We start from the raw sequence: 26,183 nt of genomic DNA, 5'->3' as shown, positions 1-26,183 counted from the left end.
TCCCTATGCCCATCCGTGAGATCCGCCATCCGCTGATCCGACACAAACTTGGCCTTATGCGCCGCGCCGACATTAGCACGAAGAACTTCCGGGAGCTCGCTCAGGAAGTCGGTGCCCTGCTGACGTACGAAGCCACCAAAGACCTGCCGCTCGAATCCTATGAGATTCCGGGCTGGTGCGGCCCTGTCCAGGTCGAGAAGATCGCCGGCAAGAAGATTACCGTGGTGCCTATCCTGCGCGCCGGTATCGGCATGCTCGAAGGCGTGCTCAGCCTGATCCCGGGCGCCAAGGTCAGCGCCGTGGGCGTGGCCCGCAACGAGGAAACCCTGCAGGCGCACACCTACCTGGAAAAACTGGTTCCGGAAATCGACGAACGCCTGGCCATGATCATCGACCCGATGCTCGCCACCGGCAGCTCCATGGTCGCGACCATCGACCTGTTGAAAAAGGCTGGCTGCAAGGACATCCGCGCCATGGTGCTGGTCGCCGCCCCCGAAGGCATAGAAGCCGTCGAGAAAGCTCACCCGGACGTGACCATCTACACCGCTTCCATCGATCAGAAACTCAACGAGCACGGCTACATCATCCCGGGCCTGGGCGATGCCGGCGACAAGATCTTCGGCACCAAGCAGAAGGACGCCTGAGCATGCAGGATGAGTTCAACGATCCGCTCTGGCGCCAGGTGCTGTCTGGCGCGCAGATGCTCTTCGTGGCCTTTGGCGCGTTGGTGTTGATGCCGCTGATTACCGGTCTCGACCCCAACGTGGCGCTGTTCACGGCGGGTCTCGGGACTCTGTTGTTCCAGCTCGTGACCGGGCGCCAGGTGCCGGTATTCCTGGCCTCCAGCTTTGCCTTCATCACCCCGATCATTCTCGCCAAGGGCCAGTTCGGCCTGGCCGCGACCATGGGCGGCGTGATGGCGGCCGGTTTCGTTTATACCTTCCTGGGCCTGGCGGTGAAGATCAAGGGCACCGGTTTCATCGACCGGCTGCTGCCGCCGGTGGTGATCGGTCCGGTGATCATTTCCATCGGCCTGGCCATGGCGCCGATCGCCGCCAACATGGCGATGGGCAAGGCCGGCGACGGCACCGAGCTGATCCATTACCAGACGGCAATGATGATCTCGATGCCGGCGCTGCTGACCACCCTGATCGTCGCGGTGTTCGGCAAAGGCATCTTCCGCCTGGTGCCGATCATCTCCGGCGTTCTGGTGGGCTTTGCCCTGTCGTTCTACTTCGGTGTGGTCGATACCGCGAAGATCGCTGCGGCGCCCTGGCTGGCCCTGCCGCACTTCACCGCGCCGGAGTTCAACTGGCAGGCGATCCTGTTCATCGTCCCTGTGGCCCTGGCTCCCGCCATCGAGCACATCGGCGGGGTGATCGCGGTCGGCAGCGTGACCGGTCGCGACTACCTGAAGAAGCCTGGCCTGCATCGCACCCTGTTCGGTGACGGCATCGCCACCACCGCGGCCGGCCTGTTCGGCGGTCCGCCCAATACCACCTACGCCGAAGTGACCGGCGCGGTAATGCTGACCAAGAACTACAACCCGAAAATCATGACCTGGGCGGCGATCTTCGCCATCAGCCTGGCGTTCATCGGCAAGTTCGGTGCGCTGCTGCAAAGCATTCCGGTTCCGGTGATGGGCGGGATTCTCTGCCTGTTGTTCGGTTCGATCGCGGCGGTGGGCATGAACACCCTGATCCGTCACAAGATCGACCTGGGCGAAGCCCGCAACCTGGTGATCGTTTCGGTGACCCTGGTGTTCGGGATTGGCGGGGTATTGATCGGTACCGGTACCGGTCCGGACGACTTCGGCCTGAAAGGGATCGCCCTGTGCGCCATCGTCGCGATTGCGCTGAACCTGATCTTGCCGGGCAACGATGGCTGGAAGAACAAGAAGGCTGACGAGCCGCTGATCTGAGGATCTGCGTCAGCCGGAAACCTATCGCGGGCAAGCCTCGCTCCTACAGACGGTGTTGTCAGTAGGAGCGAGGCTTGCCCGCGATGCTTTTACAACGCCAAAGGCGCGCGCTCGCACAAGGCGTTCAATGCCTTGGCCCATTGCGGGTCGTCGTTCAGACACGGCACCAGCACCAACTCCTCCCCTCCTGCTTCGCGGAACTGCTCGCGACCGCGATCGCCGATCTCTTCCAGGGTCTCGATGCAGTCGGCGACGAACGCCGGGCACATCACCAGGATCTTCTTCACCCCCTGCCGGGCCAGCTCATCCAGGCGTGCCTCGGTGTAGGGTTCGATCCATTTGGCACGCCCCAGACGGGACTGAAACGACACCGACCACTTGCCATCCGGCAGCCCCATGCGCTCGGCAAATACCCGGGCCGTGTTCAGGCACTGGCCGCGATAACAGGTGGCGGCCACCTCGGGGGTCGCGTCGCGGCAGCAATCGCCTTCCAGGCTGTGGCCGGGATTGAGCTTTTCCAGGTGCCGCTCGGGCAAGCCATGGAAGCTCAGCAGCAGATGATCGAAATCCTGTTGCAGGTGCGGCCTGGCACTGGCCACGAGCGCGTCGAGGTACTCCGGCTGATCGTAAAACGGCTGCAGCACCGAAAGCTGCACATCCAGCTTCTTGTCCCGAATCACCCGCCGGGCTTCTTCCACCACCGTGGTCACGGTGCTGTCAGCGAACTGTGGATAGAGCGGCGCCAGGGTGATCCTCTTCTGCCCCTGGGCCACCAGACGCAGCAACGCCGACTCGATGGACGGCTCGCCATAGCGCATCGCCAGTTCCACCGGGCCGTGCTTCCACTCACGGGTCATGGTTTCCTGCAGACGGCGGCTGAGCACCACCAGCGGCGAACCCTGCTCCCACCAGATAGAGGCGTAGGCATGGGCCGATTGCTGCGGACGCTTGATCAGGATCAGCGACACCAGCAGCCGCCGGACCGGCCACGGCAGATCGATCACGTAAGGGTCCATCAGGAATTGATTGAGGTAGCTGCGCACATCCGCCACCGAGGTGGAGGCCGGCGAACCCAGGTTGACCAGGAGCAACGCGTGATCGGTCATGCAACATCCTATTTCAGAGGCGGCTGGACAAGTCGTCCAGGGCCGCGCGCAAATCAGTGAACTGGAAAGTGAATCCGGCGGCCTGCAACCGCGCAGGGACCGCGCGCTGGCCACCCAGCAACAACAACGACAACTCCCCCAGGCCGACGCGCAAGACAAAGGCTGGCACCGGCACTATGGCCGGCCGGTGCAAGACGCTGCCCAGGGTCTTGGCGAACTCGCGATTGCGCACCGGCTTGGGCGCGCAGGCATTATAAGGACCGCTGGCATCACTGCGGTGCAGAAGAAAATCAATCAGGGCGATTTGATCCTTGATATGAATCCACGGCATCCATTGCCGCCCGTTGCCGATCGGCCCGCCCAGGGCCAGTTTGAAGGGCAGCAGCAAGCGCGACAAAAAGCCGCCCTCGGCCGCCAGCACCAGGCCCGTGCGAATCAGCACCACACGCACGCCCATGGCCTCTGCACGTTGCGCGGTCTCCTCCCAGGCGATGCATAACTGGCTGGCGAAATCCTCACTGACTGGGGGCGAGTCCTCGTTCAGCTCGCGCTCCCCGCCATCGCCATACCAGCCCACAGCCGACCCGGAGATCAACAACCCGGGTTTCTGCCCCCGGCTTTCCAGCCAGGCCAGCAGCTTTTCCGTCAGGGTAATGCGGCTGCTCCAGAGCAGCGCCTTGCGTTTGTGGGTCCAGGGCCGATCGGCGATCGGTGCTCCCGCCAGGTTGATGATGGCGTCGACCGGCTCCTCTGCGAGTTCGTCCAGGCGGGCGATGCCGCGGACCTGGGCGCCACACAGTTTGGGCACCTCGGCAGGCCGACGACTCCATACGGTCAACTGATGGCCCTGGGTCAGCCAGTGACGGCAGAGCTGACGTCCCATCAAACCAGTACCGCCGGTCAGCAATATGTGCATGACATCTTCCTCGCGTGGCGTTTTACCCGGATCACTAGTCTATTTTTATATGCAGGGATCTTTTCAATCGGGCAGGCTCTGTGTTTAACAATAGGACACCCTGTAAAACCGATAACGCCGAAAGTTATACCAAAAAACAAAATCGTACAGCTTTAACAACGGCGTCTGCACAGAAAGGTAAACGAGGCCCCTATGACCGTACCCATCGCAATCATCGGTACCGGCATCGCCGGACTCTCCGCCACCCAGGCACTGAGAGACGCCGGGCATGTCGTGCAACTCTTCGACAAGAGCCGCGGCAGCGGCGGGCGTATGTCCAGCAAACGCAGCGACGCCGGCGCGCTGGACATGGGCGCTCAATATTTCACTGCTCGCGACCGGCGCTTCGTCACCGAAGTCCAGCGCTGGCAAGCCAATGGCTGGGCCGCCGAATGGGCACCGCAGCTGTACAACTTCCATGGCGGCCAGCTCACCCCGTCGCCAGACGAACAGACCCGCTGGGTCGGTACCCCACGCATGAGTGCCATCACCCGTGGCTTGCTGGGCGATACGGAGGCGCATTTCGCCTGCCGCATCACCGAGGTCTACCGCGGTGAACAGCATTGGCACCTGCAGGATGCCGAAGGTTTCACCCACGGCCCGTTCAGCCATGTGATCATCGCCACACCGGCTCCCCAGGCCACCGCCCTGCTGGCCGCCGCACCGAAACTGGCGAGTGCCGCCGCCGGGGTGAAAATGGACCCGACCTGGGCTGTCGCCCTGGCATTCGAGACTGCGCTGGAAACCCCAGTGGAAGGCTGCTTCGTACAGGACAGCCCACTGGACTGGCTGGCCCGCAACCGCAGCAAACCAGGACGCGACAACAGCCTCGACACCTGGGTCCTGCACGCCAGCAGCAGCTGGAGCCGCCAGCACATCGACCTGCCGAAAGAGGCGGTGATCGAACAATTGCACGGCGCTTTCGCCGAACTGCTGCACAGCGCCATGCCTGCGCCAAGCTTCAGCCTCGCCCACCGCTGGCTCTACGCCCGCCCGGCCAGCAGCCATGAATGGGGAGCCCTGGCGGATGTCGACCTGGGACTCTATGTGTGCGGCGACTGGTGCCTGTCCGGTCGTGTCGAAGGGGCCTGGCTCAGCGGGCAAGAGGCCGCCCGCCGGTTGCACGAAAACCTGTAAGCGCATCACCCCGCGTAACTTTGCTGCTGTCGCAATGGACAGCAGCCTGCCTTCTCCGCCCAAACCTGAAACACACTTCTGCTCATCGGACTGTTCCGCGATAAAAACGCGCGCTTATGCGTGGCCAGTCGGCAGTCGAATTGGCATAGCCCAGCGACCGCTAGATGAGTAGGAAATGGCCCGAAAAGCCCCACAGCACAAATCTGTACAAAATATTTAACTTGCACACCTTTGATCCTATGATGAGGCAAAGTTGTACAAAACCATATTTTCGTACATGAAATCCCAGAGCCCTCCACATGCCCGACAGTTCGACCCAGGCCGACAAACCGAGAATCACCATCAGCACCTGCCTGCTGGATGCGCCTGAATCACGCCAGTACCGTCCCGGTATGGTGCCGCTGGTGGTGCCACTGATCCTGCTAATGCAGGAATCCCCATGCAACTGATCTGGCTACGCAGCGACCTGCGTCTGCATGACAACACCGCGTTGAGCGCCGCGACCCAGCGCGGGCCGACTGTGGCCGTATACCTGCTGAGCCCACGGCAATGGCAAGCGCATGACGATGCGCCGTGCAAGGTCGACTTCTGGCTGCGCAACCTGGAGCAGTTGAGCGGCGACCTGGCCCGGCTGAACATCCCGCTGTTGATCCGCGAAGCGCCGAGCTGGGAGCTGGCGCCCCAGGTGCTGCTGCAACTGTGCCGGGAGCTGGCCATCGAGGCGCTGCACGTCAACGAGGAATACGGCATTCACGAAAGCCGCCGCGATACGGCGGTGGCCAACCTGCTGAAGGGCCAGGGCGTGAGTTTCCACAGTTACCTCGACCAGTTGCTGTTCCGTCCCGGCAGCGTACTGACCAGGAGCGGCGGCTACTTCCAGGTCTTCAGCCAGTTTCGCAAGGTCTGCTACAACCGACTGCACAGCACCCTGCCGCCACAGCTGGCGGCACCCAGGATGCAAGCCACGCTGAAGATAAAGGCCGATGCGGTGCCCCGGCAGGTCGAGGGTTTCTCCACACCCGACCCGCACCTGCAAGCACTCTGGCCAGCTGGCGAAAACGTGGCGCAACAACGCCTGGCGCATTTTGCCGAGGCGCAGCTCGACCACTACCAGGCAGAACGCGACTTCCCGGCCAAGCCCGGCACCAGCCAGCTTTCGCCCTACCTCACCGCTGGCGTGCTGTCGCCACGCCAATGCCTGCACGCGGCCCTGCAAAACAACCGGGGCGAGTTCGCCAGCGGCAGCCCCGGCGCCGTCACCTGGATCAACGAACTGCTCTGGCGCGAGTTCTACAAACATATCCTGGTGGGCTACCCGCGGGTGTCCCGGCACCGGGCCTTCCGCCCGGAAACCGAAGCCGTGGCCTGGCGCGATGCCCCCGATGAGCTGGCGGCCTGGCAGCAGGCCCGCACCGGCCTGCCGATCATCGACGCCGCCATGCGCCAGTTGCTGGAAACCGGCTGGATGCACAACCGCCTGCGGATGATCGTGGCCATGTTCCTGACCAAGAACCTGCTGATCGACTGGCGCCTGGGCGAACGTTTTTTCATGCGCCACCTGATCGACGGCGACCTGGCGGCGAACAATGGTGGCTGGCAGTGGAGTTCATCCACCGGCACCGATTCGGCACCCTACTTCCGGATCTTCAACCCCTTGAGCCAGTCGCAAAGGTTCGACAGCCAAGGGACTTTCATCAAGCGCTGGCTGCCGGAGCTGGCGGGGCTGAATGAAAAAGATATCCACAACCCGGCCGCCATGGGCGGCCTGTTCGGCGTGGCCGGTTACCCGCCGCCGATGGTCGATCTGTCGATGTCCCGCGAGCGCGCCCTGGCGGCTTTCAAGAACCTGCCGCCGCGGCTGGTTGCCGAGAGGTATCGGGAATAAGGGGCGGCAGGCGTCCGTCAGTGGTTTCACACAGCCTGCGGCCACTGCCTTACACTGCGCGCCTATGACCACTATTCCTGTCACCCAGATCGCCGAAACGGCGGTCACCTGCTCAAGCTGCGCGGCCTGCTGCTGCCAACTGGAAGTGATGCTGATCACCGAAACCGGGGTGCCCGAGCGTTTTATCGACACCGACGATTGGGGTGGCGAAGTCATGCTGCGGCTGGATGATGGCTGGTGTGCCGCGCTGGATCGCAACAGCATGCTGTGCAGCATCTACGAACAACGGCCGCTGATCTGCCGGGAGTTCGAGATGGGGGAAGTGGACTGCCTCAACGAACGCCGCGGCATCGCCACGGCGTATCGCTGAAAGGGCCTTACAACGGCATGGTGTAATGCAGCGAGTAGCTCTCTACACCGTCGTTGGGCGTCGTGATACCAGCGTTGGAATAGTGCGTGGCACGGATACCGACTTCATGCCCGCCGTTGAAACGCAGGCCGAAACCGAAGCGGTCCTCGAACTGGAACGCCGAACCGAGCTTGTTGTCCTCCACCTCGGTGTTGGCGAATACCGCCACGCCGATCCCCGCCTCGATGTAAGGCTTGATGTTCTGCCCGGCAAATTCGTACACCAGCACCGGGGAGAACGACAGGCTGTGGTTGCTGGACTTCTCGTCGCCATCCCAGAAGGTATAGGCGCCGCTCCAGTAGCCAGTCAGGCGACCGACATCGCTTTGCAACCAGCTTTTGTCCCAATCGAATTGCATGCCCAAGCGATAGGCCTGAGTCGAATCACTGGTCTGCCCCACCGAAAACTCGACGCCAGCCGCCTGTGCCGAAAAACTTTGCCCCAACAGCGCGGCCGCAAGCGCAGCCAAACAAAACATTCGTCTCATCAGGAACATCCTTTTCAAACGATTTGTATGGTGTTGTACAGATGTCACACACACGTTAGTAGAAATCCGCGCTGCAACGGAAGTTCAGCGCAAATCGCCGTTTCTGCGTGATTCTTTTATAGAGCGAAGCTTTGCACCGCTCCCGCCTCTTTCCAGAGCAGCGGCAGAATATGTCTGAAGTGATACGGATCGCCACTGGTCCAGAACTGAGTCTGGCGTGCCGGCCCCGCGGCCAACAGCTCGCGCTCGCCGAGCAGGCGCTCCAGCTGGCGGGCAACCGCGGCCCCGGTATCGATCAGGCTGATGTCCTCGGGGATCATCGACTTGAGCAATGGCTTGAGAAACGGATAGTGGGTGCAGCCGAGGATGATGGTGTCGCAGCCGGCCGCCAGCAGCGGCTCGACATACCCCTGCAGCAGTTGGCGCAACGCGGGGCTGTGCAGATCCCCGGCTTCGATCCGTTCCACCAGGCCCGGGCATGGCCGGGTAATGACCTTGATGTCGGTGGCGAAACGATCGAGCAAGGCAGCGAACTTGGCGCTCTGCAAGGTGCCGGTGGTGGCCAGCACGCCGACCACGCCGCTGCGGGTGGCGGCGGCAGCCGGCTTGACCGCGGGCTCCATGCCGACGATGGGCCAGTCCGGGTAGTCCCGACGCAGGTCGGCGACACCGGCCACGGTCGCGGTGTTGCAGGCCAGCACCAGCGCCTTGGCGCCCTGCTCGCGGAAAAACCCGGCGACCAGGCTGCAACGCTGGCGGATGAATTCGGGGGTTTTCTCGCCATAGGGAATGTTGCCGCAATCGGCTACATACAGCAGCGACTCGTGGGGCAGGCGCTGCTGGATTTCCGCCAGCACCGACAAGCCGCCGACGCCGGAATCGAAGACACCGATCGGCGCCTCACGCATGTGGGGCCCCACAGACGCTGCAGCCCGGGTCGCGCTTGACCCGCAGTTCGCGAAAGCGCGTGCCCAGGGCATCGATCAACAACAGGCGGCCCACCAGCGGCTCGCCGAATCCCACCAGCAGCTTCAAGGCCTCGAGGGCCTGCAGGCTGCCCACCAACCCTACTAGCGGCCCGACCACACCAGCTTCGCTACACGTCAGTTCGGCTTCGCTGCCGTGCCCATATAAACAGTGGTAGCACGGGCTCTCGGGGCGGCGTGGGTCGAACACCGACAGCTGCCCTTCCAGGCGAATCGCAGCGCCACTGACCAGCGGCTTACCGGCGGCGACACAAGCGGCGTTCACCGCCTCACGGGTCGAGAAGTTGTCGGTGCAATCGAGCACCAGGTCCACCGCCGTGACCGCGGCCGCCAGGGAGTCGGCATCCAGCGCGGCGTGATGGGGCACCAGCTGGATCTCGGGATTGATCGCGGACAAGCGACGCATCGCCGAATCGACCTTGCTCAGGCCAACGCTGTCGGTGTCGTGGATGATCTGGCGTTGCAGGTTGGTCAGGTCGACCGTATCGAAGTCGGCCAGGTGCAGCTCGCCAACGCCCGCAGCGGCCAGGTACAAGGCCACCGGAGCGCCCAGGCCGCCCAGGCCGACGATCAATACGCGGCTGGCCTTGAGTCGCAACTGGCCGTCGATGTCGACGTGCTGCAACAGAATCTGCCGGCTGTAGCGCAACAACTCCTGATCGTTCAGCACGGCAGGCTTCCTAAGCTGATGCGCTCATGACCGCCCAGGTCGACACGGCTGTGGACCTCGGCAAACCCTTGGCTGAGTAACAGGTCACGCACCTCCGGCGCCTGGTCGTAGCCATGCTCCAGCATCAACCAGCCGCCGGTCTCGAGGTGCCCTGGCGCCTGGGCAATGATCAAGCGCAGATCGTCCAGCCCGTCCTTGCCCGCGACCAGCGCGCTCTCCGGCTCGAAACGCACATCGCCAGCCGCCAGGTGCGGGTCTGCGTCAGCGATATAGGGCGGGTTGCTGATGATCAGCTGATAACGCTCGCCTTGCAGGGCGCTGAACCAATGGCTGCTCAGTACCCTGACATTGTCCAGTTGCAGGCGTTGGCGGTTGCGTTCGGCCAGGGCCACGGCTTCCAGCACCCGGTCGACCGCGGTGACCCGCCACGCCGGGCGCTCGCTGGCCAGGGCCAGGGCGATGGCGCCGCTGCCGGTGCCCAGGTCGAGCACCTTGGCCGGGGTGGCAGGCAGCAGTTCCAGTGCCGCTTCCACCAATAATTCGGTGTCGGGACGCGGAATCAGGGTGTGGGGCGCCACTTCCAGGTCGAGCTTCCAGAACCCCTGCTGGCCAAGGATATAGGCCACCGGCTCGCCGGAGCGGCGCCGCTGCAGGTAACTGGCGAAGGTCAATGCCGCTTCGCTGGGCACGATCCGCTCGGGCCAGGTGTGCAGGAAGCTGCGCGGCTTGCCCAAGGCAGCGGCCAGCAGCAACTCGGCATCCAGACGGGCCGTGGGCGAATCGGGCAATTGGGCGGCGCGCAGCAGGCTGGCGATAATGGTCATTTGTGTTTACTCGCCCAGTGCCGCAAGTTGATCGGCTTGGTATTCGGCCAGAAGCGGTTCGATCACGGCCTCGACGCCACCGGCGAGGATTTCATCGAGGGAATAGAGGGTCAGGTTGACGCGGTGATCGGTCACCCGGCCCTGGGGAAAGTTGTAGGTGCGGATGCGCTCGGAGCGGTCGCCCGAACCCACCAGCAGCTTGCGTTCGCTGGCAATCGCATTGGCTGCGGCGCTGGTCTGCTGGTCGTTGAGCTTGGCCGACAGCCAGGACATGGCCCGCGCCCGGTTCTTGTGCTGGGAACGCTCTTCCTGGCACTCGACCACGATTCCCGACGGGATGTGGGTGATGCGGATCGCCGAGTCGGTCTTGTTGACGTGCTGGCCACCGGCACCGGAGGAGCGGTAGGTGTCGATCCGCAGGTCCGCCGGGTTGATCTCGATGGCTTCCTGCTCGTCCGGCTCGGGCAATACTGCCACGGTGCAGGCTGAGGTATGGATACGGCCCTGGGACTCGGTGGCCGGCACCCGCTGTACGCGGTGGGCGCCAGATTCGAATTTCAGCTTGCCGTAGACGTTCTCGCCTTCGACCCGGGCAATGACTTCCTTATAGCCGCCGTGCTCGCCCTCGTTTTCCGAGAGGATCTCCAGCCGCCAGCCACGCCGCTCGGCATAACGCGAATACATGCGGAACAGGTCGCCGGAGAAGATCGCCGCCTCGTCGCCACCGGTGCCGGCGCGGATTTCCAGGAACACGTTGCGCCCGTCGTTGGGGTCCTTGGGCAGCAGCATGCGTTGCAGGGTGCTTTCCAGCTCGACCAGCTGTTCCTTGGCCTCGCGGACTTCTTCCACTGCCATTTCGCGCATGTCCGGATCGCTGTCCTTGAGCAGCGCCTGGGCGCCCTCGAGGTCGGCCTGGACCTTGAGCACCTGTTTATAGGTCTCGACGATCGGCTCGACTTCGGCGTACTCCTTGGAATAGGCGCGGAACTTGGCCTGATCGGAAATGACTTCGCCGTCGCCAAGCAACGCGGTCAGTTCCTCGAAACGGTCCTGGAGGACATCCAGCTTATTGAGCAGTGACGCTTTCATTGCGGTTTTTTATCCGAAGAGTCCGAAGCGCCCTCACCGAGGGCAAAGAGTTCCTGGGCCATGGCCAGCGCATCCAGGCGGCCTTCAGCGGTCAGTTTTTTCAACTGGACGCTGGGCGCATGCAGCAATTTGTTGGTCAGGCCGCGAGCCAGTTGCATCAGGACGTCTTCGGCGCTGCTGCCGTTGGCCAGCATGCGCTGGGCCTTTTGCAGTTCTTCGTCGCGCAGGCGCTCGCTCTGCTGACGATACGCCTTGAGCACATCCACCGCAGCCAGCTCACGCAGGCGCACCATGAAGTCCTCGGCGCCGATGTTCACCAGCTCTTCCGCCGCCTGTGCCGCGCCTTGACGGCTCTTGAGGTTTTCGGCGACCACTTCGTGGAGATCGTCGACGGTATAGAGGTAAACGTCGTCCAACTCGCCGACTTCTGGCTCGATATCCCGGGGAACGGCGATGTCCACCATGAAGATCGGCTTGTGCTTGCGCAGCTTCAGCGCACTTTCCACCGCCCCCTTGCCGAGGATCGGCAACTGGCTGGCGGTAGAACTGATGACGATGTCGCTGTGCACCAGCTCCTGAGGAATATCCGACAACAGCACGGCATGGGCTCCAAACTGTTCGGCCAGGGTACTGGCGCGCTCCAGGGTGCGGTTGGCGACCACGATGCGCTTGACCCCCAGGTCATGCAGGTGGCGGGCGACCAGGGTAATGGTCTCGCCGGCGCCGATCAGCAGCGCCTGGCTGCGCTGCAGATCGCTGAAAATCTGTTTCGCCAGGCTCACCGCGGCAAAGGCCACGGAAACCGGGTTTTCGCCGATGGCGGTATCGGTGCGAACCTGCTTGGCGGCGCTGAAGGTGGCCTGGAACAGCCGTCCCAGCAGCGGACCGATGGTTCCGGCCTCACGCGCCACGGCGTAGGCGGATTTCATCTGCCCGAGGATCTGCGGTTCGCCCAGCACCAGCGAATCCAGCCCCGAGGCGACACGCATCATGTGACGAACGGCCGCATCGTCTTCGTGCACATAGGCACTGGCGCGCAGGTCTTCGAGGCTCAGATGGTGGTACTCGGCCAGCCAGCGCAGCACGACATCCGCCGAAAGGTGATCCTGTTCTATATAAAGCTCACTGCGATTGCAGGTGGAGAGGATCGCAGCTTCGCGGCTGTCGGTGAGGCGGCAGAGCTGCTGCAAGGCCTCAACCAACTGCTCAGGGGTAAAGGCCACGCGCTCGCGGACGTCTACTGAAGCAGTCTTGTGGTTAATACCGAGTGCGAGGAAGGCCATTCAAGGTCGCTGATGATGTCGAGAAGCCGACAATTGTCCTACTTCGAAAGATTCAGAACAACCACTGCCGACTATTGTCCCAATAGACTGCCTCTGTAAGGCATCCGCTGAGTCTCGGTTATGTTTGGCCGAAGGCTTGTGTCATGATGATCCGACCGCAGGTTAGTCGTCCTCTTCCTATATGAATAGATCTTCCGCGTTGCTCCTCGCTTTTGTCTTCCTCAGCGGCTGCCAGGCCTTGGCACCCGTTTCACCGGACGCTACACCGCCGGTCGAAGACAGCACACCGGCTCCTGAAAAGCCCAAGGTTTACTCCTCGTTCAGCGAAGACACGATCTTCAGCCTGCTGAGCGCGGAACTGGCTGGCCAACGCAATCGTTTCGACATTGCCCTGGACAACTATGTCACCCAGGCCATCAACACCCAGGACCCGGGCATCTCCGAGCGGGCGTTCCGCATCGCCGAATACCTGGGCGCCGACCAGGCCGCGCTGGACACGGCGCTGATCTGGGCGAAAAACGCCCCGGACGACCTGGAAGCCCAGCGCGCCGCCGCCATTCAGCTGGCCCGCACCGGGCGTTACGACGAATCCATGGTCTATATGGAGAAAGTCCTGCAGGGCAAGGGCGATACCCACTTCGACTTCCTCGCGCTGTCGGCCGCCGACACCGACCAGGACACCCGCAACGGTCTGATGAAGAGCTTCGACCGCTTGCTGCAAAAACACCCGAACAACGGCCAACTGGTCTTCGGCAAGGCGCTGCTGCTGCAACAGGATGGCGATAGCCGCGAAGCCCTGAAGCTGCTGGAGCAGAACCCGCCGGAAGAAGGCGAAATCGCGCCGATCCTCCTGCGCGCCCGCCTGCTGCAGAGCCTCAACCGCGCCGACGAAGCCCTGCCGCTGCTGGAAAAAAGCATTCGCAAGTATCCGGACGACAAGCGCCTGCGCCTGACTTACGCGCGCATGCTGGTCGAACAGGATCGCATGGACGATGCCAAGGCCCAGTTCTCCAGCCTGGTCCAGCAGTATCCGGAAGACGACGAACTGCGTTACTCCCTGGCACTGGTCTGCCTGGAAGCCAAGGACTGGGAAGAAGCCAAGGGTTACCTGGAAGACCTGATCGCCCGGGAAAGCCATGTCGACTCGGCGCACCTGAACCTGGGCCGCATCGCCGAAGAACTCAACGATCCACAGGGTGCGCTGCTGGAATACGGCCAGGTCGGCCCAGGCAACGACTACCTGCCAGCACAATTGCGTCAGGCCGACATCCTGATGAACAACGGCCGTACCGCCGAAGCCGAGAAACGCCTGGCCGCGGCCCGCGACACCCAGCCGGACTACGCCATCCAGCTGTACCTGATCGAAGCCGAAACCCTGTCCGCCAACAAACAGGGCGACAAGGCCTGGAAGATTCTCCAGCAAGCCCTGAAGCAATACCCGGACGACGTGAACCTGCTCTACACCCGTGCGATGCAGGCCGAGAAGCGCAATGACCTGGCCCAGATGGAAAAGGACCTGCGCCTGATCATCAAGCGTGAGCCGGACAACGCCATGGCACTGAACGCCCTCGGCTACACCCTGTCGGATCGCACGACCCGCTACGCCGAAGCCAAAGCCCTGATCGAACAGGCCCATCAGTTGACCCCGGACGATCCGGCGGTGCTCGATAGCCTGGGCTGGGTGAACTATCGCCTGGGCAACCTCGCGGAAGCCGAACGCTTACTGCGCCAGGCGCTGGAACGCTTCCCCGACCAGGAAGTCGCCGCGCACCTGGGCGAAGTGCTCTGGGCCAATGGCAAGCAACGCGAAGCCAGGCAGATCTGGAGCAAGTTCCTCAAGGACCAGCCCGACAGCCCTATCCTGCGCAGCACCATCAAGCGCCTGACCGGATCAGAGACCCTTTAAGACTATGTTTTTGCGCCACCTTATCGTTTTCAGCTTTATCGCTCTGCTCGCCGGCTGTTCGGGTTTCGGTACCCGTGAATCCGTCGAGGGTCACGGCAGCCCCGCGCTATGGCGCGAACACAAACAGCAGCTGACCGGCCTCGACGGTTGGCAGATCAACGGCAAGATCGGCATTCGTGCGCCCAAGGATTCGGGCAGCGGCACGCTGTTCTGGCTACAGCGCCAGGACTACTACGATATCCGCCTGTCCGGCCCGCTGGGCCGTGGCGCTGCCCGCCTGACCGGTCGTCCCGGCCAGGTGGCGCTGGAAGTCGCCAACCAGGGACGTTATGAGGCGCCGACCCCGGAAGCCCTGCTCGAAGAACAACTGGGCTGGAACCTGCCGGTCTCCCATCTGGCCTGGTGGGTTCGTGGGCTGCCCGCCCCCGACAGCAAGAGCCGCCTGACCCTGGATGGTGACAGTCGCCTGTCTAATCTCGAACAGGACGACTGGCAGGTCGAGTACCTGAGTTATGCACAACAGAGCGGTTACTGGCTGCCCGAGCGGATCAAGCTGCATGGCCGCGACCTTGACGTCACGCTGGTGATCAAGGAATGGCAACCACGCAAGCTGGGGCAGTAAGCATGAACGCACCACGACTGACCCTGCCCTCCCCGGCAAAACTCAATCTGATGCTGCACATCCTCGGTCGCCGGGAAGACGGCTATCACGAACTGCAGACGATCTTTCAGTTTCTCGATTACGGCGATGAAATCACCTTCGCCGTGCGCGATGACGGCGTCATTCGCCTGCATACGGAGTTCGCCGGCGTCCCCCACGACAGCAATCTGATCGTGCGGGCGGCCAAACAGCTTCAGGAACAGTCCGCTTGCCCACTGGGCATCGATATCTGGATCGAGAAAGTCCTGCCCATGGGCGGCGGCATCGGTGGCGGCAGCTCCAATGCGGCGACCACCCTGCTGGGCCTGAATCACCTCTGGCAACTGGGCTGGGACGAAGATCGCCTGGCCGCGCTGGGCCTTTCCCTGGGCGCCGACGTGCCGGTTTTCGTGCGCGGGCATGCGGCTTTCGCCGAGGGCGTGGGAGAAAAACTCACCCCGGTAGACCCCGAGGAGCCCTGGTATCTCGTGCTGGTGCCGCAAGTCTCTGTAAGTACAGCAGAAATTTTTTCAGATCCGCTGTTGACACGTGACACTCCGCCCATTAAAGTGCGCCCCGTTCCCAAGGGAAACAGCAGAAATGACTGCTTGCCGGTGGTTGCAAGGCGTTATCCAGATGTACGTAACGCATTGAATTTGCTAGGTAAATTTACCGAAGCAAAACTGACCGGAACTGGAAGTTGTGTGTTTGGGGGCTTCCCAAGCAAAGCTGAAGCTGATAAAGTCTCGGCCCTTCTTACAGAGACCCTTACAGGGTTTGTAGCAAAAGGAAGCAACGTTTCGATGTTGCATCGCAAGCTGCAAAGTCTGCTCTAAAAGGAACCAAGTGCCAGGCACTTGATGCAACAGATACAGGGGCGTCGCCAAGCGGTAAGGCAGCAGGTTTTGATCCTGCCATGCGTTGGTTCGAATCCAGCCGCCCCTGCCATTTTCCTTATACTCATCCAGGTATACCCTCAGCCTTCAGGTACTGCGCGTGTCCAAGATGATGGTCTTTACGGGGAACGCTAACCCCGATCTGGCTCGGCGTGTCGTACGTCAGCTGCATATCCCTCTCGGTGACATCTCTGTCGGTAAGTTTTCCGACGGCGAAATTACCGCTGAGATCAATGAAAATGTCCGCGGTAAAGACGTCTTCATTATTCAGCCGACTTGCGCTCCGACCAACGATAACCTGATGGAACTCGTCGTGATGGCTGATGCCTTCCGCCGCTCCTCAGCGACTCGAATCACTGCTGTAATTCCTTACTTTGGTTATGCCCGTCAGGATCGCCGTCCGCGTTCCGCACGTGTGGCTATCAGCGCGAAAGTCGTGGCTGACATGCTTACCGTAGTCGGCATCGACCGTGTTCTCACGGTTGATCTGCATGCTGACCAGATTCAGGGCTTCTTCGATATTCCGGTAGATAACATCTACGGCTCCCCGGTTCTGGTGGATGACATCGAAGACCAACGTTTCGAAAACCTGATGATCGTCTCCCCGGACATTGGTGGCGTCGTGCGTGCACGTGCCGTTGCCAAATCCCTGGGCGTGGATCTCGGGATCATCGACAAGCGCCGTGAGAAAGCCAATCACTCTGAAGTGATGCATATCATCGGTGACGTTGAAGGCCGTACCTGCATTCTGGTTGACGACATGGTCGATACCGCCGGCACCCTGTGCCACGCGGCCAAGGCCCTGAAAGAGCATGGCGCTGCCAAGGTCTTTGCCTACTGCACACACCCTGTGCTGTCGGGTCGAGCAATCGAGAACATTGAAAATTCCGTGCTGGACGAGCTGGTGGTGACCAACACCATCCCGCTGTCCGCTGCAGCACAAGCCTGTGCGCGTATCCGTCAACTGGATATCGCACCGGTTGTTGCCGAAGCGGTTCGCCGTATCAGCAACGAAGAATCGATCAGCGCGATGTTCCGCTAAGGCCCTGCCCTAGCCTTACATCTCGATGACGAAAAGCGCCCCGCCCCAGCATTCCTGTTGGGGCGGGGCTTTTTTGCCCATATCGCCTTTAGCGCTGGTCGCAAACGCTGGGGCGAGTGTGGTTATTTTGGAGATACAACATGAACGATTTTACTCTGAATGCTGAACTGCGTTCCGACCTGGGGAAAGGTGCGAGCCGCCGCCTGCGTCGTCTCGCAAGCCTGGTTCCAGCTGTAGTTTACGGTGGCGACAAAGCCCCTGAATCCATCAGCATGCTGGCCAAAGAAGTTGCCAAACTGCTCGAAAACGAAGCGGCTTACAGCCACATCATCGAGCTGAACGTTGGCGGCACCAAGCAAAACGTCGTGATCAAGGCGCTGCAACGTCACCCGGCCAAAGGCCACGTGATGCACGCTGACTTCGTACGCGTTGTTGCTGGTCAGAAACTGACCGCTATCGTTCCAGTGCACTTCATCAACGAAGCTGCTCCGGTCAAGAAAGGCGGCGAGATTTCGCACGTTGTTGCTGAAATCGAAGTGTCCTGCCTGCCGAAAGACCTGCCTGAGTTCATCGAAGTCGACCTGGCTGACGCTGAAATCGGCACCATCGTTCACCTGTCGAACATCAAGGCCCCTAAAGGCGTTGAGTTCGTTGCTCTGGCTCACGGTAACGACCTGGCTGTTGCCAACGTTCACGCTCCACGTGTTGCTCCAGAAGCTGCAGAAGGCGCTGCAGAGTAATTCACTCTGCTTGCCGGAGTTACCGGAAACATCGCGGACTGGAACGTAGCGAGAAAGCGGGCGGGAACGCGGAGTTTACATAATGGTAAATGAGCACTTGTCGTCCACTTTCGCCGCACACTCCCGTCGCGGCGATGTTATCCACAACTCCAAGGAAGGGCCCCTATCGTGACTGCCATCAAACTGATCGTTGGCCTGGGTAATCCAGGCGCCGAATACGAACAGACCCGGCATAACGCAGGGGCCCTTTTTGTTGAGCGCATCGCCGAGAAACAAGGCGTCAACCTTGTGGCCGATCGCAAATATTTCGGCCTGACCGGGCGCTTTTCGCACCAGGGTCAGGACATTCGTCTGCTGATACCCACCACCTACATGAACCGCAGCGGCCAGGCCGTGGCGGCATTGGCCGGTTTCTTCCGCATCAAGCCCGAAGAAATCCTGGTGGCGCATGACGAACTCGACCTGCCACCCGGCGTCGCCAAGCTCAAACAGGGCGGCGGGCATGGCGGGCACAACGGGTTGCGCGACATCATCGCGCAACTGGGCAACCAGAACACCTTTCACCGCTTGCGGCTTGGCATCGGCCACCCAGGCGTCGCCAGCATGGTCTCGAACTTTGTCCTGGGTCGCGCGCCACGCGCCGAACAGGAAAAGCTCGATGCCAGCATCGATTTTGCCCTCGGCGTGCTGCCGGATATCTTCGCCGGTGAATGGAACCGTGCGATGAAAAACCTGCACAGCCAGAAGGCCTGACTCTTATCCGAGGGGAAACACCATGGGATTCAACTGCGGCATCGTCGGCCTGCCTAACGTCGGCAAGTCCACCCTGTTCAACGCCCTGACCAAATCCGGTATCGCGGCCGAGAACTTCCCCTTCTGCACCATCGAGCCGAACAGCGGCATCGTGCCGATGCCGGATCCGCGTCTGGACGCCCTGGCCGCCATCGTGGTGCCCGAGCGCGTGCTGCCGACCACCATGGAGTTCGTCGACATCGCCGGCCTGGTGGCGGGCGCCTCGAAAGGTGAAGGCCTGGGTAACAAGTTCCTGGCCAACATCCGCGAAACCGATGCCATCGCCCACGTGGTCCGCTGCTTCGAAGACGACAACGTGATCCACGTGTCCAACAGCGTCGACCCGAAACGCGACATCGAGATCATCGACCTGGAACTGATCTTCGCCGACCTCGACAGCTGCGAAAAGCAACTGCAGAAAGTCGCGCGCAACGCCAAGGGCGGTGACAAGGACGCCGTGGCGCAGAAGGCCCTGCTCGAGCAACTGATCGCTCACTTCACCGAAGGCAAGCCAGCGCGCAGCCTGATGAAGAACATGAGCGCCGAAGAGAAGCTGGTGATCAAAGGCTTCCACCTGCTGACCACCAAGCCGGTCATGTACATCGCCAACGTTGCTGAAGACGGTTTCGAAAACAACCCGCACCTTGACGTGGTCAAGGCGATCGCCGAAGAAGAAGGCGCCGTGGTGGTGCCGGTCTGCAACAAGATCGAAGCGGAAATCGCCGAACTTGAAGACGGCGAAGAGAAAGACATGTTCCTCGAAGCCCTGGGTCTCGAAGAACCTGGCCTGAACCGCGTGATCCGCGCCGGCTACGAAATGCTGCACCTGCAGACCTACTTCACCGCCGGCGTCAAGGAAGTGCGCGCCTGGACCGTCCGCGTCGGTGCCACCGCACCGCAAGCCGCTGCCGTGATCCACACCGACTTCGAGAAAGGCTTTATCCGCGCCGAAGTGATTGCCTACAACGACTTCATCCAGTTCAAGGGTGAAGCCGGTGCCAAGGAAGCCGGCAAATGGCGCCTGGAAGGCAAGGACTACATCGTCAAGGACGGCGACGTGATGCACTTCCGCTTCAACGTCTGACCTGACTTTGCGAAATACCCCGTGGCTTGAAACTCAAGCCACGGGCTCGCCGATAGGGCTCCCGGCCCTGCTGGCTGCTACGCCCCCCCTTACTCCCCCCTAATTACCAATGTTCTCCGGACATCCCCTCTCCGCGGAAGCCCCATGCCCGCCGTCTGGCCAACGCCTGTTTTGCCTGAGCGCCACGGACACTTCATCGCGCCACGCGACAGGAGTACCCTGCATCCCTCTGACACAGGCAGATACTTGCATGCGTTCTGCTTAACTCTATGCACTCGCTCACGCTACGCACGGACAGGGACCCGCCACAGATGCAAAAGAAAGTTATCGTCGTCGATGATCACCTGCTGACACTGATCGGCATCCGAGCTTCGCTCAGCGATGACAGCACGTTGCAGATCGTCGGCGAGGCCCAGGATGTCGAAGGGCTTTTCCAGCTGTTGGCCGAGCAGCCCTGTGACCTGGTCATCACCGACCTGATGATGCCCCACAGTCAACAGGCCGACGGCATCCGCCTGATCGAGCACTTGCGCCGTCGTTATCCGGCCATCGCGGTCATAGTGGTCACCATGCTCAACAACCCGGCGCTGCTGGCCTCGATCCTCAAGCTCGGCGTCCAGGGGCTGATCAGCAAGCGCGGGGTACAAGGCGACCTGCAGATGGCGGTTCGCGCCAGCCAGGCCAAGCCCTTCATATCCCCGTCCATCCGGCATCTGCTCAACCCCGGCCAACCCGTGACCGAGGTCGAGCAACTGTCCCCGCGCGAAGTCGAGGTCTTGCGCCTGTACGGCGCCGGGCTTTCGGTCAATGAAATAGCCCTGCACCTCAACCGTTCCAAACAGACCATCAGCAGCCAGAAAAGCAGCGCCATGCGCAAACTGGGGCTGGATAACAATGCCAGCCTGTACCTGTACATCCAGGAAGTCGGGCTGGCCTGAGACTATGCCTAACCCTCTAGCAGGCCTGTCGCGTCTGACCCTCTGGATCACGCTCATGCTGACCAGCGTTGCTTCCCTGGGCGCCACCGAGCCTGAGCCTGCGCCGCTGTCCCTGGCCACGCTGATGGCCCTGCGTCAGACACTGCCCCCGCGCCCGCTACGGGTCGCCGAAGTGAGCGCCTCCAACGAGCGACCCGAGCCTCGCGGCAACATTGTCCTCAACCAGATCACCAACGACTACCTGGAACACATCAGCCAGTTTCTCGAACTGCCGATCCAGCGCGTGCCCTACCCTACGGTGGACACCGCCATCGCCGCGCTGACCAGCGGGGCCATCGACCTGATGCCCCGCGCCACCGAGTACGAAAGGAAGCAACCCGGCTTCATCTACAGCCTGCCCTACCTGGACAACGAGCCGATCATCGTCGGCCGCATCGCCGACAAGGACTTGCCCCCGGATCTGGCGGGCAAACGCGTGCTGGTCCCGGCCTACTATGTACAGGCCGAAACGGTCGCCAAGGCCTACCCCAAGGCCGAACTGATTGTGATCAAAAGCATTGTCGAAGGCCTGCAACGCCTGGCCGACGGCGAGGCCGACGCGCTGATCGGCGATCAACTGCGCAGCAATTTCTACATGCGCAGCCTGGCCAACCTCAAGCTGCAGAACAAGTACGTCGCCGACCTGCCGGCCATGGGCTTCAGCTTCGCCGCGCGGGGGCATGAAGAGAATCTGGTCACCCTGATCAACGCCTCGCTGAAGACGGTTACCCGGGAGCGCAAGCAAGAGATATTGCAGCACTGGGAACGCTCGCCCTGGCTGTTCGCGCCGACCGACTCCTTCGCCCTCAATAGCGCGGAAGACGGCTGGCTCAAGCGCCTTCCGTCGCTGAACCTGATTGCCCGCCAAATCCCCAATTACCTGTACCGCAAGGCCGACGGCCAATGGGCCGGGCTGGCATTCAATGTGCTGCGCAGCCTGGCCGACGACTATCAGCTGCAACTGAACATCATCGACAGCCAGTCGCCGGAAATCGACCAGCGCCGCCTGGAAAACGACGAAGCCCAGATCGCCCTGTCCCTGGCGGCGACCCCGGCCCTGCAAAAAAGCCTGCTGTTCAGCGATGGCTTTGGCACCGAATACTGGGCCTTCGTTACCCGCAAGGGCGCCAGTTCCCCCAGCTCACTGGCGGCCCTGGGCGGCAGGCGCCTGGCACTCCAGGCCGGGCACCCGCTGCAGTCACTGCTGGCGAACCGCTATCCGACGATCGAACTGGTGCTCACCGACAATTACGATCAGGCCGTGCAACTGGTGGAACAGGGCATGGTCGACGCCATGCTGAACAGCGCCGCCGATGCCCGGCAAATGACCAATCCGGGGCTGCGCGTCGGCAAGCAGTTCCAGGCCCAACCCGACCCCCTGGTGTTCGCCGTCTCGGCCAAGCACCCCGAACTCCTGAGCATCCTCAACAAGCTCCTGTACTCGTTGAAGAACTCGGACGGCAACCAGGACCGCATCAGCGTTCTGGCGCGGCCCGCGACCAAGGGCTCGCTCTGGGACTATCTGCCGAGCTGGGTGTGGCAGACCGCTGCACTGGTCCTGGTGCTGGTGTTGCTGTCCTTGCACTGGAACTGGCGCCTGCGGATTCAGATCCGCAAGCGGCGCGCCGCGCAGAATCAGCTCAAGGACCAACTGGCCTTCCAGTTCGCCCTGCTCAACGGCTTGCCCATTCCCCTTTACGTACGTGACCTGCAGGGGCGCCTGAGCACCTGCAACCACGCCTATGAGCAGTTCTTCGGCCAATCCCTGGACGAGATCCGCGGCACCACGCCCCAGGAGCAAGGCATAAGCCCGCCCGCGCTGGCCCGGGAGCTGGAGGAACAGCACCAACGGCTGCTGGATAACCGCCAGTCGCAGTTCCTCGACAGCGTGATCGAGGTCAGCGGCCAGACCCACCATATCTACCAATGGCTGGTGCCCTTCTACACCGCGCTCGGTAAACAGCAGGGTCTGCTGGGGGGCTGGATCGATATCAGCGTGCGCAAGCACCTGGAAAACAAACTGCTCGAAGCCCAGCAACAGGCGCTCGACGCCAGCGCGGCGAAAAGCCAGTTCCTCGCGACCATGAGCCATGAGCTGCGCACCCCGCTGAACGCCATGGTCGGCCTGCTGGAGCTGGAAACCAGCGGCTCGTCCGCGCCCTCGCAGAACCTGAGCATCGCCCAGCAGTCGGCGCAATCGATGATCGACCTGATCGGCAACATTCTCGATCTGGACAAGGTCGAGACCGGGCAGATGGAACTGGCACCCAGCCCCACCGCTCTCGACCAACTGCTGGAGAACTGCCTTAAGCTGTTCGCCATCCAGGCCCGGGAAAAACACTTGGAGTTGAAGCTGGAACACAACCTGGCCCCGCGGCGTCGATATCAGGTGGACGCCATGCGCCTGACGCAAATCCTCCATAACCTGCTGTCCAACGCCCTGAAGTTCACCGCTCATGGCCAGGTCGAACTGAAGGTCCGGGAACTCGACTCGGCCCCGCGCCAGAGCCGGCTGATATTCCAGGTCAACGACACCGGTATCGGCATCGCCGAGGAACTCCAGCCGCAGATTTTCGCGCCTTACCAGCAAGCCTATGCCGAGATCGCCCATCAGCACGGCGGCTCCGGCCTGGGCCTGAGCATCTGCAAACAGTTGGTCGAACTCATGGGTGGCAATATCCGGCTCGACAGTGCGCCAGGCCAGGGTTGCCGGATCAGCTTCGAACTGCTCCTGCCCTGGCAACCCGTCGTCGAGGACGAAGCGCCGCAGGCCGTTCAAGGCCCTGTGGCGGTCACCGCGCTGAATGTGCTGATCGTCGACGACGTCTCCACCAACGGCCTGGTGCTCGAACAGCAACTGCTCAGGCTCGGCCATCGAGGCACCTACGTCAGCAGCGGCAAGGCGGCCCTGCAGGCCTGGGAACAGGGCGACTTCGATGTGCTGATCACCGACTGCAACATGCCGGAAATGGACGGCTACGCCCTCACCCGCAACGTCCGGGCCGCGGAACAGGCGCGCGGCCTGCCAAGGCTGCCGATCATCGGCTACACCGCCCGGGCCCTGGCCGATGAAAAGCAGCGTTGCCAGGCGGCCGGCATGGACGACCTGATGGTCAAGCCCATTGTCCTCGAACGCCTGCGGGAAATAATCGGCGGGCTGAAAGCGCTCGGGCCATCCAATCCATCCCTCAAAGCCTCCCTCACGCCTCCCCTCGCCCCAGCGCCTGACGAAGAGGCTGCCGCCTCGTTCGACCTGGCCTACCTGGAGGGTTTCCAGAACGATCCGCAGCTCAAGGAACGGCTGTTCCAGGAGCTGCGCCGGAATCTGGAACAGGAGCGCGAGCTGCTGAGCGCCCCGCTGCCCGACACGCCGGACTTCCTCGAACAGTGGGTCCACCGGGTCAGCGGGCTGGCTTGCACGGTCGACTCGCCAGCGTTGATGCGGGCCTGCCTCGACCTGCAACTCGCGGCCCGCCAGGGTGCGCAGAATCTGGACGACCAACGCGAAGCCGTGCTGGCCGTCATCGAACGCATGCTGCGCGACATCGAACGCCACGGCTGACCCGTTCCGGGCAACCCTGCGCAACATATCCCGGCCCTGGGCGACGCCCAGGCCCGCGCCCTGAAACATCTTGTTCCACTCCCTCCTCCCGCCTTTCGTACTCGTCTCATACAAGCCCGCAAGCCTGCTCGGCATCCTAGGAGCCCTTCGTTACCGGGCACTGCCAGCCACGGGCAACCCTGGCCGTGTCATGCAGCGGCCGGCATCGAAGACCTCAAGGAAGTCCACTTCATATACTTAAATCAAGGTGATTCGATGCTTCATAACAACCGCGCCACCGCCATGCGCAAGCTGCCGCTGGCCATCACCCTCGGCCTGGCTTCGCTGGCCAGCCAACAAGCCTTCGCCCACGGTTACATCGAAAGTCCGAAGTCCCGGGCCTTCATGTGCTCCGCGAATGGCGGCAACCTCAACCGCGATTGCGGCCCCGTCACTTACGAGCCGCAAAGTGTCGAGTACTCGCCATCGGTCCAGCATCACTACCCCAAGGATTACTGCTCGGGCGACTTCACCAAATGCGGCCCGGCGAACGGCACCATCCCGGCGGGCGGCATCACCAGCTTCTCCCAGCTCAACGAGCAGACGGCGACCCGCTGGCAGAAAACCACAATCAAGCCGGGCATGAATGAATTCACCTGGTACTACTCCGCCGGTCACGCCAGCGCCTACTACCAGTTCTATATCACCAAGAAAGACTGGAACCCGAACCAGCCGCTGACCCGCGACTCCTTCGAGATGACCCCGCTGCTCGATGAAAAAGCGAACGGCGCGCGTCCGCCAGCCGGTGGCAGGACCAAGCACAAGGTCAACATTCCTGCCGATCGCAGCGGTTACCACGTGATCCTGGCGACCTGGAAAATCGCCGACACCGCCGCCACCTTCTATCAGGCCATCGACGTCAACATCGACAACGATGGCGCGCCGATTCCTGACTGGAAGATCCTCGGCGCGGTGCAGCCTGAACAGCTGCGTGTCGGCGACAAGGTCAGCACCCGTGTGTTCACCAACGCCGGCGAACAGCAGAACCGCCAGACCCGCCTGAGCATCGAGACCACTGAGCAGGCCCAGGCCAACACCTGGCCGTACCTGTTGGCGCAGCAGGTCAACAAGGCCAATGCCGGCTACGTGATGGGCGAGCTCAACGCCAATAACGAAGTCGTGCCCAACTACGGCAAGAACACCATGTACGCCAAGAACAACAGCGACGTGGTACGCGTGGAAATCCAGAAAGAGCAGCCGAGCATTCCTGGCGAGCTGAAGCTTTCCGGCCTGCAGGCCGAGTACACCTTGAAGGACAACGCCACCGACCTACACTTCAACGCCATTGCCCAGGGCGGCAAGTACACCATCGCCTCCACCGTGTTCAACAGCAAAGGTGAAAGCATCGCTCACCAGCAGGCGGAAGCCGGCAACAACACCCCCCACTTCTCCATCCCGCTGCGCAATGTCAGCGAAGGCGACTATGACGTGGTGGTCGTGGCCAAGCCGGAAAAAGGCGAGCAGCTGCAACAAAGCCAGCGCATCACCCTGAAAGCCGAGGAAGTGGGCGGCGGTGACTACGACTTCGTCTTCCCCAAAGGCCTGACCGGCTACAAGGCCGGCACCAAGGTCCTGGCCAAGAACGGCAACGTCTATGAGTGCAAGCCATTCCCTTACAGCGGCTACTGCATCCAGTGGAACGCTGGCGCCACTCAGTACGAGCCGGGCGTTGGCAGCAACTGGAAGGACGCCTGGATTCGCAAGTAATCCATAACCTGACCAACCGCAGCGTGGTGCCTCGGCACCGCGTTGC

The 26,183-nt window shown here is 62.1% G+C and carries 24 protein-coding genes and 1 tRNA gene; 17 read left to right on the top strand and 8 right to left on the bottom strand.

Features of this window, described 5'->3' with window-relative positions:
- Positions 1-5 precede the first annotated feature (5 nt).
- Together upp and J4D52_RS11445 are read left to right on the top strand one after the other, a co-directional pair.
- Positions 6-644 (top strand): uracil phosphoribosyltransferase, encoded by a 639-nt coding sequence (gene upp, locus J4D52_RS11450; RefSeq protein ID WP_007928379.1) that lies wholly within the window; start codon positions 6-8, stop codon positions 642-644.
- A 2-nt stretch (positions 645-646) separates the two neighbouring features.
- A complete protein-coding gene (locus J4D52_RS11445; RefSeq protein ID WP_097305022.1) occupies positions 647-1,921 on the top strand; it encodes a uracil-xanthine permease family protein in 1,275 nt (424 codons plus the stop codon).
- An 89-nt stretch (positions 1,922-2,010) separates the two neighbouring features.
- Here the strand turns inward: J4D52_RS11445 and hemH are convergent, their stop codons facing one another.
- Both hemH and J4D52_RS11435 read right to left on the bottom strand, forming a co-directional pair.
- Entirely contained in the window at positions 2,011-3,027 is a 1,017-nt protein-coding gene (gene hemH, locus J4D52_RS11440; protein WP_102676019.1) for a ferrochelatase, read from the bottom strand.
- A gap of 13 nt (positions 3,028-3,040) precedes the next feature.
- The gene (locus tag J4D52_RS11435) at positions 3,041-3,943 is read right to left on the bottom strand and encodes a TIGR01777 family oxidoreductase (RefSeq protein ID WP_102676018.1); all 903 of its coding nucleotides are present in this window, start codon (positions 3,941-3,943) and stop codon (positions 3,041-3,043) included.
- Between the two features lie 192 nt (positions 3,944-4,135).
- On the opposite strand from J4D52_RS11435, the gene J4D52_RS11430 reads away from it, so the two are divergent.
- From J4D52_RS11430 to J4D52_RS11415, 4 genes are all read left to right on the top strand, one after another.
- The gene (locus J4D52_RS11430) at positions 4,136-5,119 is read left to right on the top strand and encodes an NAD(P)/FAD-dependent oxidoreductase (RefSeq protein WP_063432946.1); all 984 of its coding nucleotides are present in this window, start codon (positions 4,136-4,138) and stop codon (positions 5,117-5,119) included.
- Between the two features lie 299 nt (positions 5,120-5,418).
- Complete coding sequence (locus J4D52_RS11425; RefSeq protein WP_155738302.1) at positions 5,419-5,568, top strand: hypothetical protein; 150 nt, start codon at positions 5,419-5,421, stop codon at positions 5,566-5,568.
- Positions 5,559-7,004, top strand: a complete 1,446-nt coding sequence (phrB, locus tag J4D52_RS11420) for a deoxyribodipyrimidine photo-lyase (RefSeq protein ID WP_063432947.1) — start codon at positions 5,559-5,561, stop codon at positions 7,002-7,004. The genes J4D52_RS11425 and phrB overlap by 10 nt, the downstream gene beginning before the upstream one ends.
- Before the next feature lie 64 nt (positions 7,005-7,068).
- Complete coding sequence (locus tag J4D52_RS11415) at positions 7,069-7,374, top strand: YkgJ family cysteine cluster protein (protein WP_023967381.1); 306 nt, start codon at positions 7,069-7,071, stop codon at positions 7,372-7,374.
- 7 nt (positions 7,375-7,381) lie between these two features.
- On the opposite strand, the gene J4D52_RS11410 is transcribed toward J4D52_RS11415, so the two are convergent.
- From J4D52_RS11410 to hemA, 6 genes are all read right to left on the bottom strand, one after another.
- A complete protein-coding gene (locus tag J4D52_RS11410) occupies positions 7,382-7,900 on the bottom strand; it encodes an acyloxyacyl hydrolase (protein ID WP_063432948.1) in 519 nt (172 codons plus the stop codon).
- Between the two features lie 116 nt (positions 7,901-8,016).
- Positions 8,017-8,808, bottom strand: a complete 792-nt coding sequence (gene murI, locus J4D52_RS11405) for a glutamate racemase (RefSeq protein ID WP_025806240.1) — start codon at positions 8,806-8,808, stop codon at positions 8,017-8,019.
- Positions 8,801-9,556 carry a molybdopterin-synthase adenylyltransferase MoeB gene (locus J4D52_RS11400; RefSeq protein ID WP_063432949.1) on the bottom strand — a complete coding sequence of 252 codons (756 nt, stop codon included), beginning with the start codon at positions 9,554-9,556 and terminating at the stop codon, positions 8,801-8,803. The genes murI and J4D52_RS11400 overlap by 8 nt, the downstream gene beginning before the upstream one ends.
- On the bottom strand, positions 9,550-10,380 hold the full coding sequence (gene prmC / locus J4D52_RS11395) for a peptide chain release factor N(5)-glutamine methyltransferase (RefSeq protein WP_063432950.1): 831 nt from the start codon (positions 10,378-10,380) through the stop codon (positions 9,550-9,552). The genes J4D52_RS11400 and prmC overlap by 7 nt, the downstream gene beginning before the upstream one ends.
- A gap of 6 nt (positions 10,381-10,386) precedes the next feature.
- A complete protein-coding gene (prfA, locus tag J4D52_RS11390; protein ID WP_007928353.1) occupies positions 10,387-11,469 on the bottom strand; it encodes a peptide chain release factor 1 in 1,083 nt (360 codons plus the stop codon).
- Positions 11,466-12,752, bottom strand: a complete 1,287-nt coding sequence (hemA, locus tag J4D52_RS11385; RefSeq protein ID WP_009050788.1) for a glutamyl-tRNA reductase — start codon at positions 12,750-12,752, stop codon at positions 11,466-11,468. The genes prfA and hemA overlap by 4 nt, the downstream gene beginning before the upstream one ends.
- A gap of 181 nt (positions 12,753-12,933) precedes the next feature.
- Here hemA and J4D52_RS11380 point away from each other — a divergent pair, with 181 nt between their 5' ends.
- The 11 genes from J4D52_RS11380 (at position 12,934) to gbpA (ending at position 26,137) form a co-directional block, all read left to right on the top strand.
- A complete protein-coding gene (locus J4D52_RS11380) occupies positions 12,934-14,658 on the top strand; it encodes a tetratricopeptide repeat protein (RefSeq protein ID WP_063432951.1) in 1,725 nt (574 codons plus the stop codon).
- Positions 14,659-14,662: 4 nt separating this feature from the next.
- The gene (gene lolB / locus J4D52_RS11375) at positions 14,663-15,280 is read left to right on the top strand and encodes a lipoprotein insertase outer membrane protein LolB (RefSeq protein WP_063432952.1); all 618 of its coding nucleotides are present in this window, start codon (positions 14,663-14,665) and stop codon (positions 15,278-15,280) included.
- A gap of 2 nt (positions 15,281-15,282) precedes the next feature.
- Positions 15,283-16,134, top strand: a complete 852-nt coding sequence (gene ispE, locus J4D52_RS11370) for a 4-(cytidine 5'-diphospho)-2-C-methyl-D-erythritol kinase (protein WP_009050791.1) — start codon at positions 15,283-15,285, stop codon at positions 16,132-16,134.
- 37 nt (positions 16,135-16,171) lie between these two features.
- Positions 16,172-16,246 (top strand) — tRNA-Gln (locus J4D52_RS11365).
- Positions 16,247-16,294: 48 nt separating this feature from the next.
- Entirely contained in the window at positions 16,295-17,236 is a 942-nt protein-coding gene (locus J4D52_RS11360) for a ribose-phosphate pyrophosphokinase (RefSeq protein ID WP_003171603.1), read from the top strand.
- A gap of 140 nt (positions 17,237-17,376) precedes the next feature.
- Positions 17,377-17,976: a 50S ribosomal protein L25/general stress protein Ctc gene (locus J4D52_RS11355; RefSeq protein WP_053280849.1), complete on the top strand. Its 600-nt coding sequence runs from the start codon at positions 17,377-17,379 to the stop codon at positions 17,974-17,976.
- 168 nt (positions 17,977-18,144) lie between these two features.
- Complete coding sequence (gene pth, locus J4D52_RS11350; RefSeq protein ID WP_009050793.1) at positions 18,145-18,729, top strand: aminoacyl-tRNA hydrolase; 585 nt, start codon at positions 18,145-18,147, stop codon at positions 18,727-18,729.
- Positions 18,730-18,751: 22 nt separating this feature from the next.
- Positions 18,752-19,852 carry a redox-regulated ATPase YchF gene (gene ychF / locus J4D52_RS11345; RefSeq protein ID WP_025806248.1) on the top strand — a complete coding sequence of 367 codons (1,101 nt, stop codon included), beginning with the start codon at positions 18,752-18,754 and terminating at the stop codon, positions 19,850-19,852.
- 311 nt (positions 19,853-20,163) lie between these two features.
- Complete coding sequence (locus J4D52_RS11340; RefSeq protein ID WP_025806250.1) at positions 20,164-20,790, top strand: response regulator; 627 nt, start codon at positions 20,164-20,166, stop codon at positions 20,788-20,790.
- A 4-nt stretch (positions 20,791-20,794) separates the two neighbouring features.
- Complete coding sequence (locus J4D52_RS11335) at positions 20,795-24,391, top strand: ATP-binding protein (RefSeq protein WP_063432962.1); 3,597 nt, start codon at positions 20,795-20,797, stop codon at positions 24,389-24,391.
- A gap of 255 nt (positions 24,392-24,646) precedes the next feature.
- Positions 24,647-26,137, top strand: coding sequence for an N-acetylglucosamine-binding protein GbpA (gene gbpA / locus J4D52_RS11330; protein ID WP_063432963.1), 1,491 nt, complete (start codon positions 24,647-24,649; stop codon positions 26,135-26,137).
- Positions 26,138-26,183: the final 46 nt, after the last annotated feature.

The organism is Pseudomonas sp. GW460-12-10-14-TSB1 (genome assembly GCF_017349775.1).
GTDB lineage: Bacteria > Pseudomonadota > Gammaproteobacteria > Pseudomonadales > Pseudomonadaceae > Aquipseudomonas > Aquipseudomonas piscium.
Note: the sequence above shows the minus strand (reverse complement) of the source record. Positions and strands in the feature narration are given on the sequence as shown.

Excerpts from the sequence above, each read along its gene's own strand:
- upp (WP_007928379.1), top strand. The coding sequence starts at position 6 with ATGCCCATCCGTGAGATCCGCCATCCGCTGATCCGACACAAACTTGGC.
- J4D52_RS11445 (WP_097305022.1), top strand. The coding sequence starts at position 647 with ATGCAGGATGAGTTCAACGATCCGCTCTGGCGCCAGGTGCTGTCTGGC.
- hemH (WP_102676019.1), bottom strand. The coding sequence starts at position 3,027 with ATGACCGATCACGCGTTGCTCCTGGTCAACCTGGGTTCGCCGGCCTCC.
- J4D52_RS11435 (WP_102676018.1), bottom strand. The coding sequence starts at position 3,943 with ATGCACATATTGCTGACCGGCGGTACTGGTTTGATGGGACGTCAGCTC.
- J4D52_RS11430 (WP_063432946.1), top strand. The coding sequence starts at position 4,136 with ATGACCGTACCCATCGCAATCATCGGTACCGGCATCGCCGGACTCTCC.
- J4D52_RS11425 (WP_155738302.1), top strand. The coding sequence starts at position 5,419 with ATGCCCGACAGTTCGACCCAGGCCGACAAACCGAGAATCACCATCAGC.
- phrB (WP_063432947.1), top strand. The coding sequence starts at position 5,559 with ATGCAACTGATCTGGCTACGCAGCGACCTGCGTCTGCATGACAACACC.
- J4D52_RS11415 (WP_023967381.1), top strand. The coding sequence starts at position 7,069 with ATGACCACTATTCCTGTCACCCAGATCGCCGAAACGGCGGTCACCTGC.
- J4D52_RS11410 (WP_063432948.1), bottom strand. The coding sequence starts at position 7,900 with ATGAGACGAATGTTTTGTTTGGCTGCGCTTGCGGCCGCGCTGTTGGGG.
- murI (WP_025806240.1), bottom strand. The coding sequence starts at position 8,808 with ATGCGTGAGGCGCCGATCGGTGTCTTCGATTCCGGCGTCGGCGGCTTG.
- prmC (WP_063432950.1), bottom strand. The coding sequence starts at position 10,380 with ATGACCATTATCGCCAGCCTGCTGCGCGCCGCCCAATTGCCCGATTCG.
- prfA (WP_007928353.1), bottom strand. The coding sequence starts at position 11,469 with ATGAAAGCGTCACTGCTCAATAAGCTGGATGTCCTCCAGGACCGTTTC.
- hemA (WP_009050788.1), bottom strand. The coding sequence starts at position 12,752 with ATGGCCTTCCTCGCACTCGGTATTAACCACAAGACTGCTTCAGTAGAC.
- J4D52_RS11380 (WP_063432951.1), top strand. The coding sequence starts at position 12,934 with ATGAATAGATCTTCCGCGTTGCTCCTCGCTTTTGTCTTCCTCAGCGGC.
- lolB (WP_063432952.1), top strand. The coding sequence starts at position 14,663 with ATGTTTTTGCGCCACCTTATCGTTTTCAGCTTTATCGCTCTGCTCGCC.
- ispE (WP_009050791.1), top strand. The coding sequence starts at position 15,283 with ATGAACGCACCACGACTGACCCTGCCCTCCCCGGCAAAACTCAATCTG.
- J4D52_RS11355 (WP_053280849.1), top strand. The coding sequence starts at position 17,377 with ATGAACGATTTTACTCTGAATGCTGAACTGCGTTCCGACCTGGGGAAA.
- ychF (WP_025806248.1), top strand. The coding sequence starts at position 18,752 with ATGGGATTCAACTGCGGCATCGTCGGCCTGCCTAACGTCGGCAAGTCC.
- J4D52_RS11340 (WP_025806250.1), top strand. The coding sequence starts at position 20,164 with ATGCAAAAGAAAGTTATCGTCGTCGATGATCACCTGCTGACACTGATC.
- J4D52_RS11335 (WP_063432962.1), top strand. The coding sequence starts at position 20,795 with ATGCCTAACCCTCTAGCAGGCCTGTCGCGTCTGACCCTCTGGATCACG.
- gbpA (WP_063432963.1), top strand. The coding sequence starts at position 24,647 with ATGCTTCATAACAACCGCGCCACCGCCATGCGCAAGCTGCCGCTGGCC.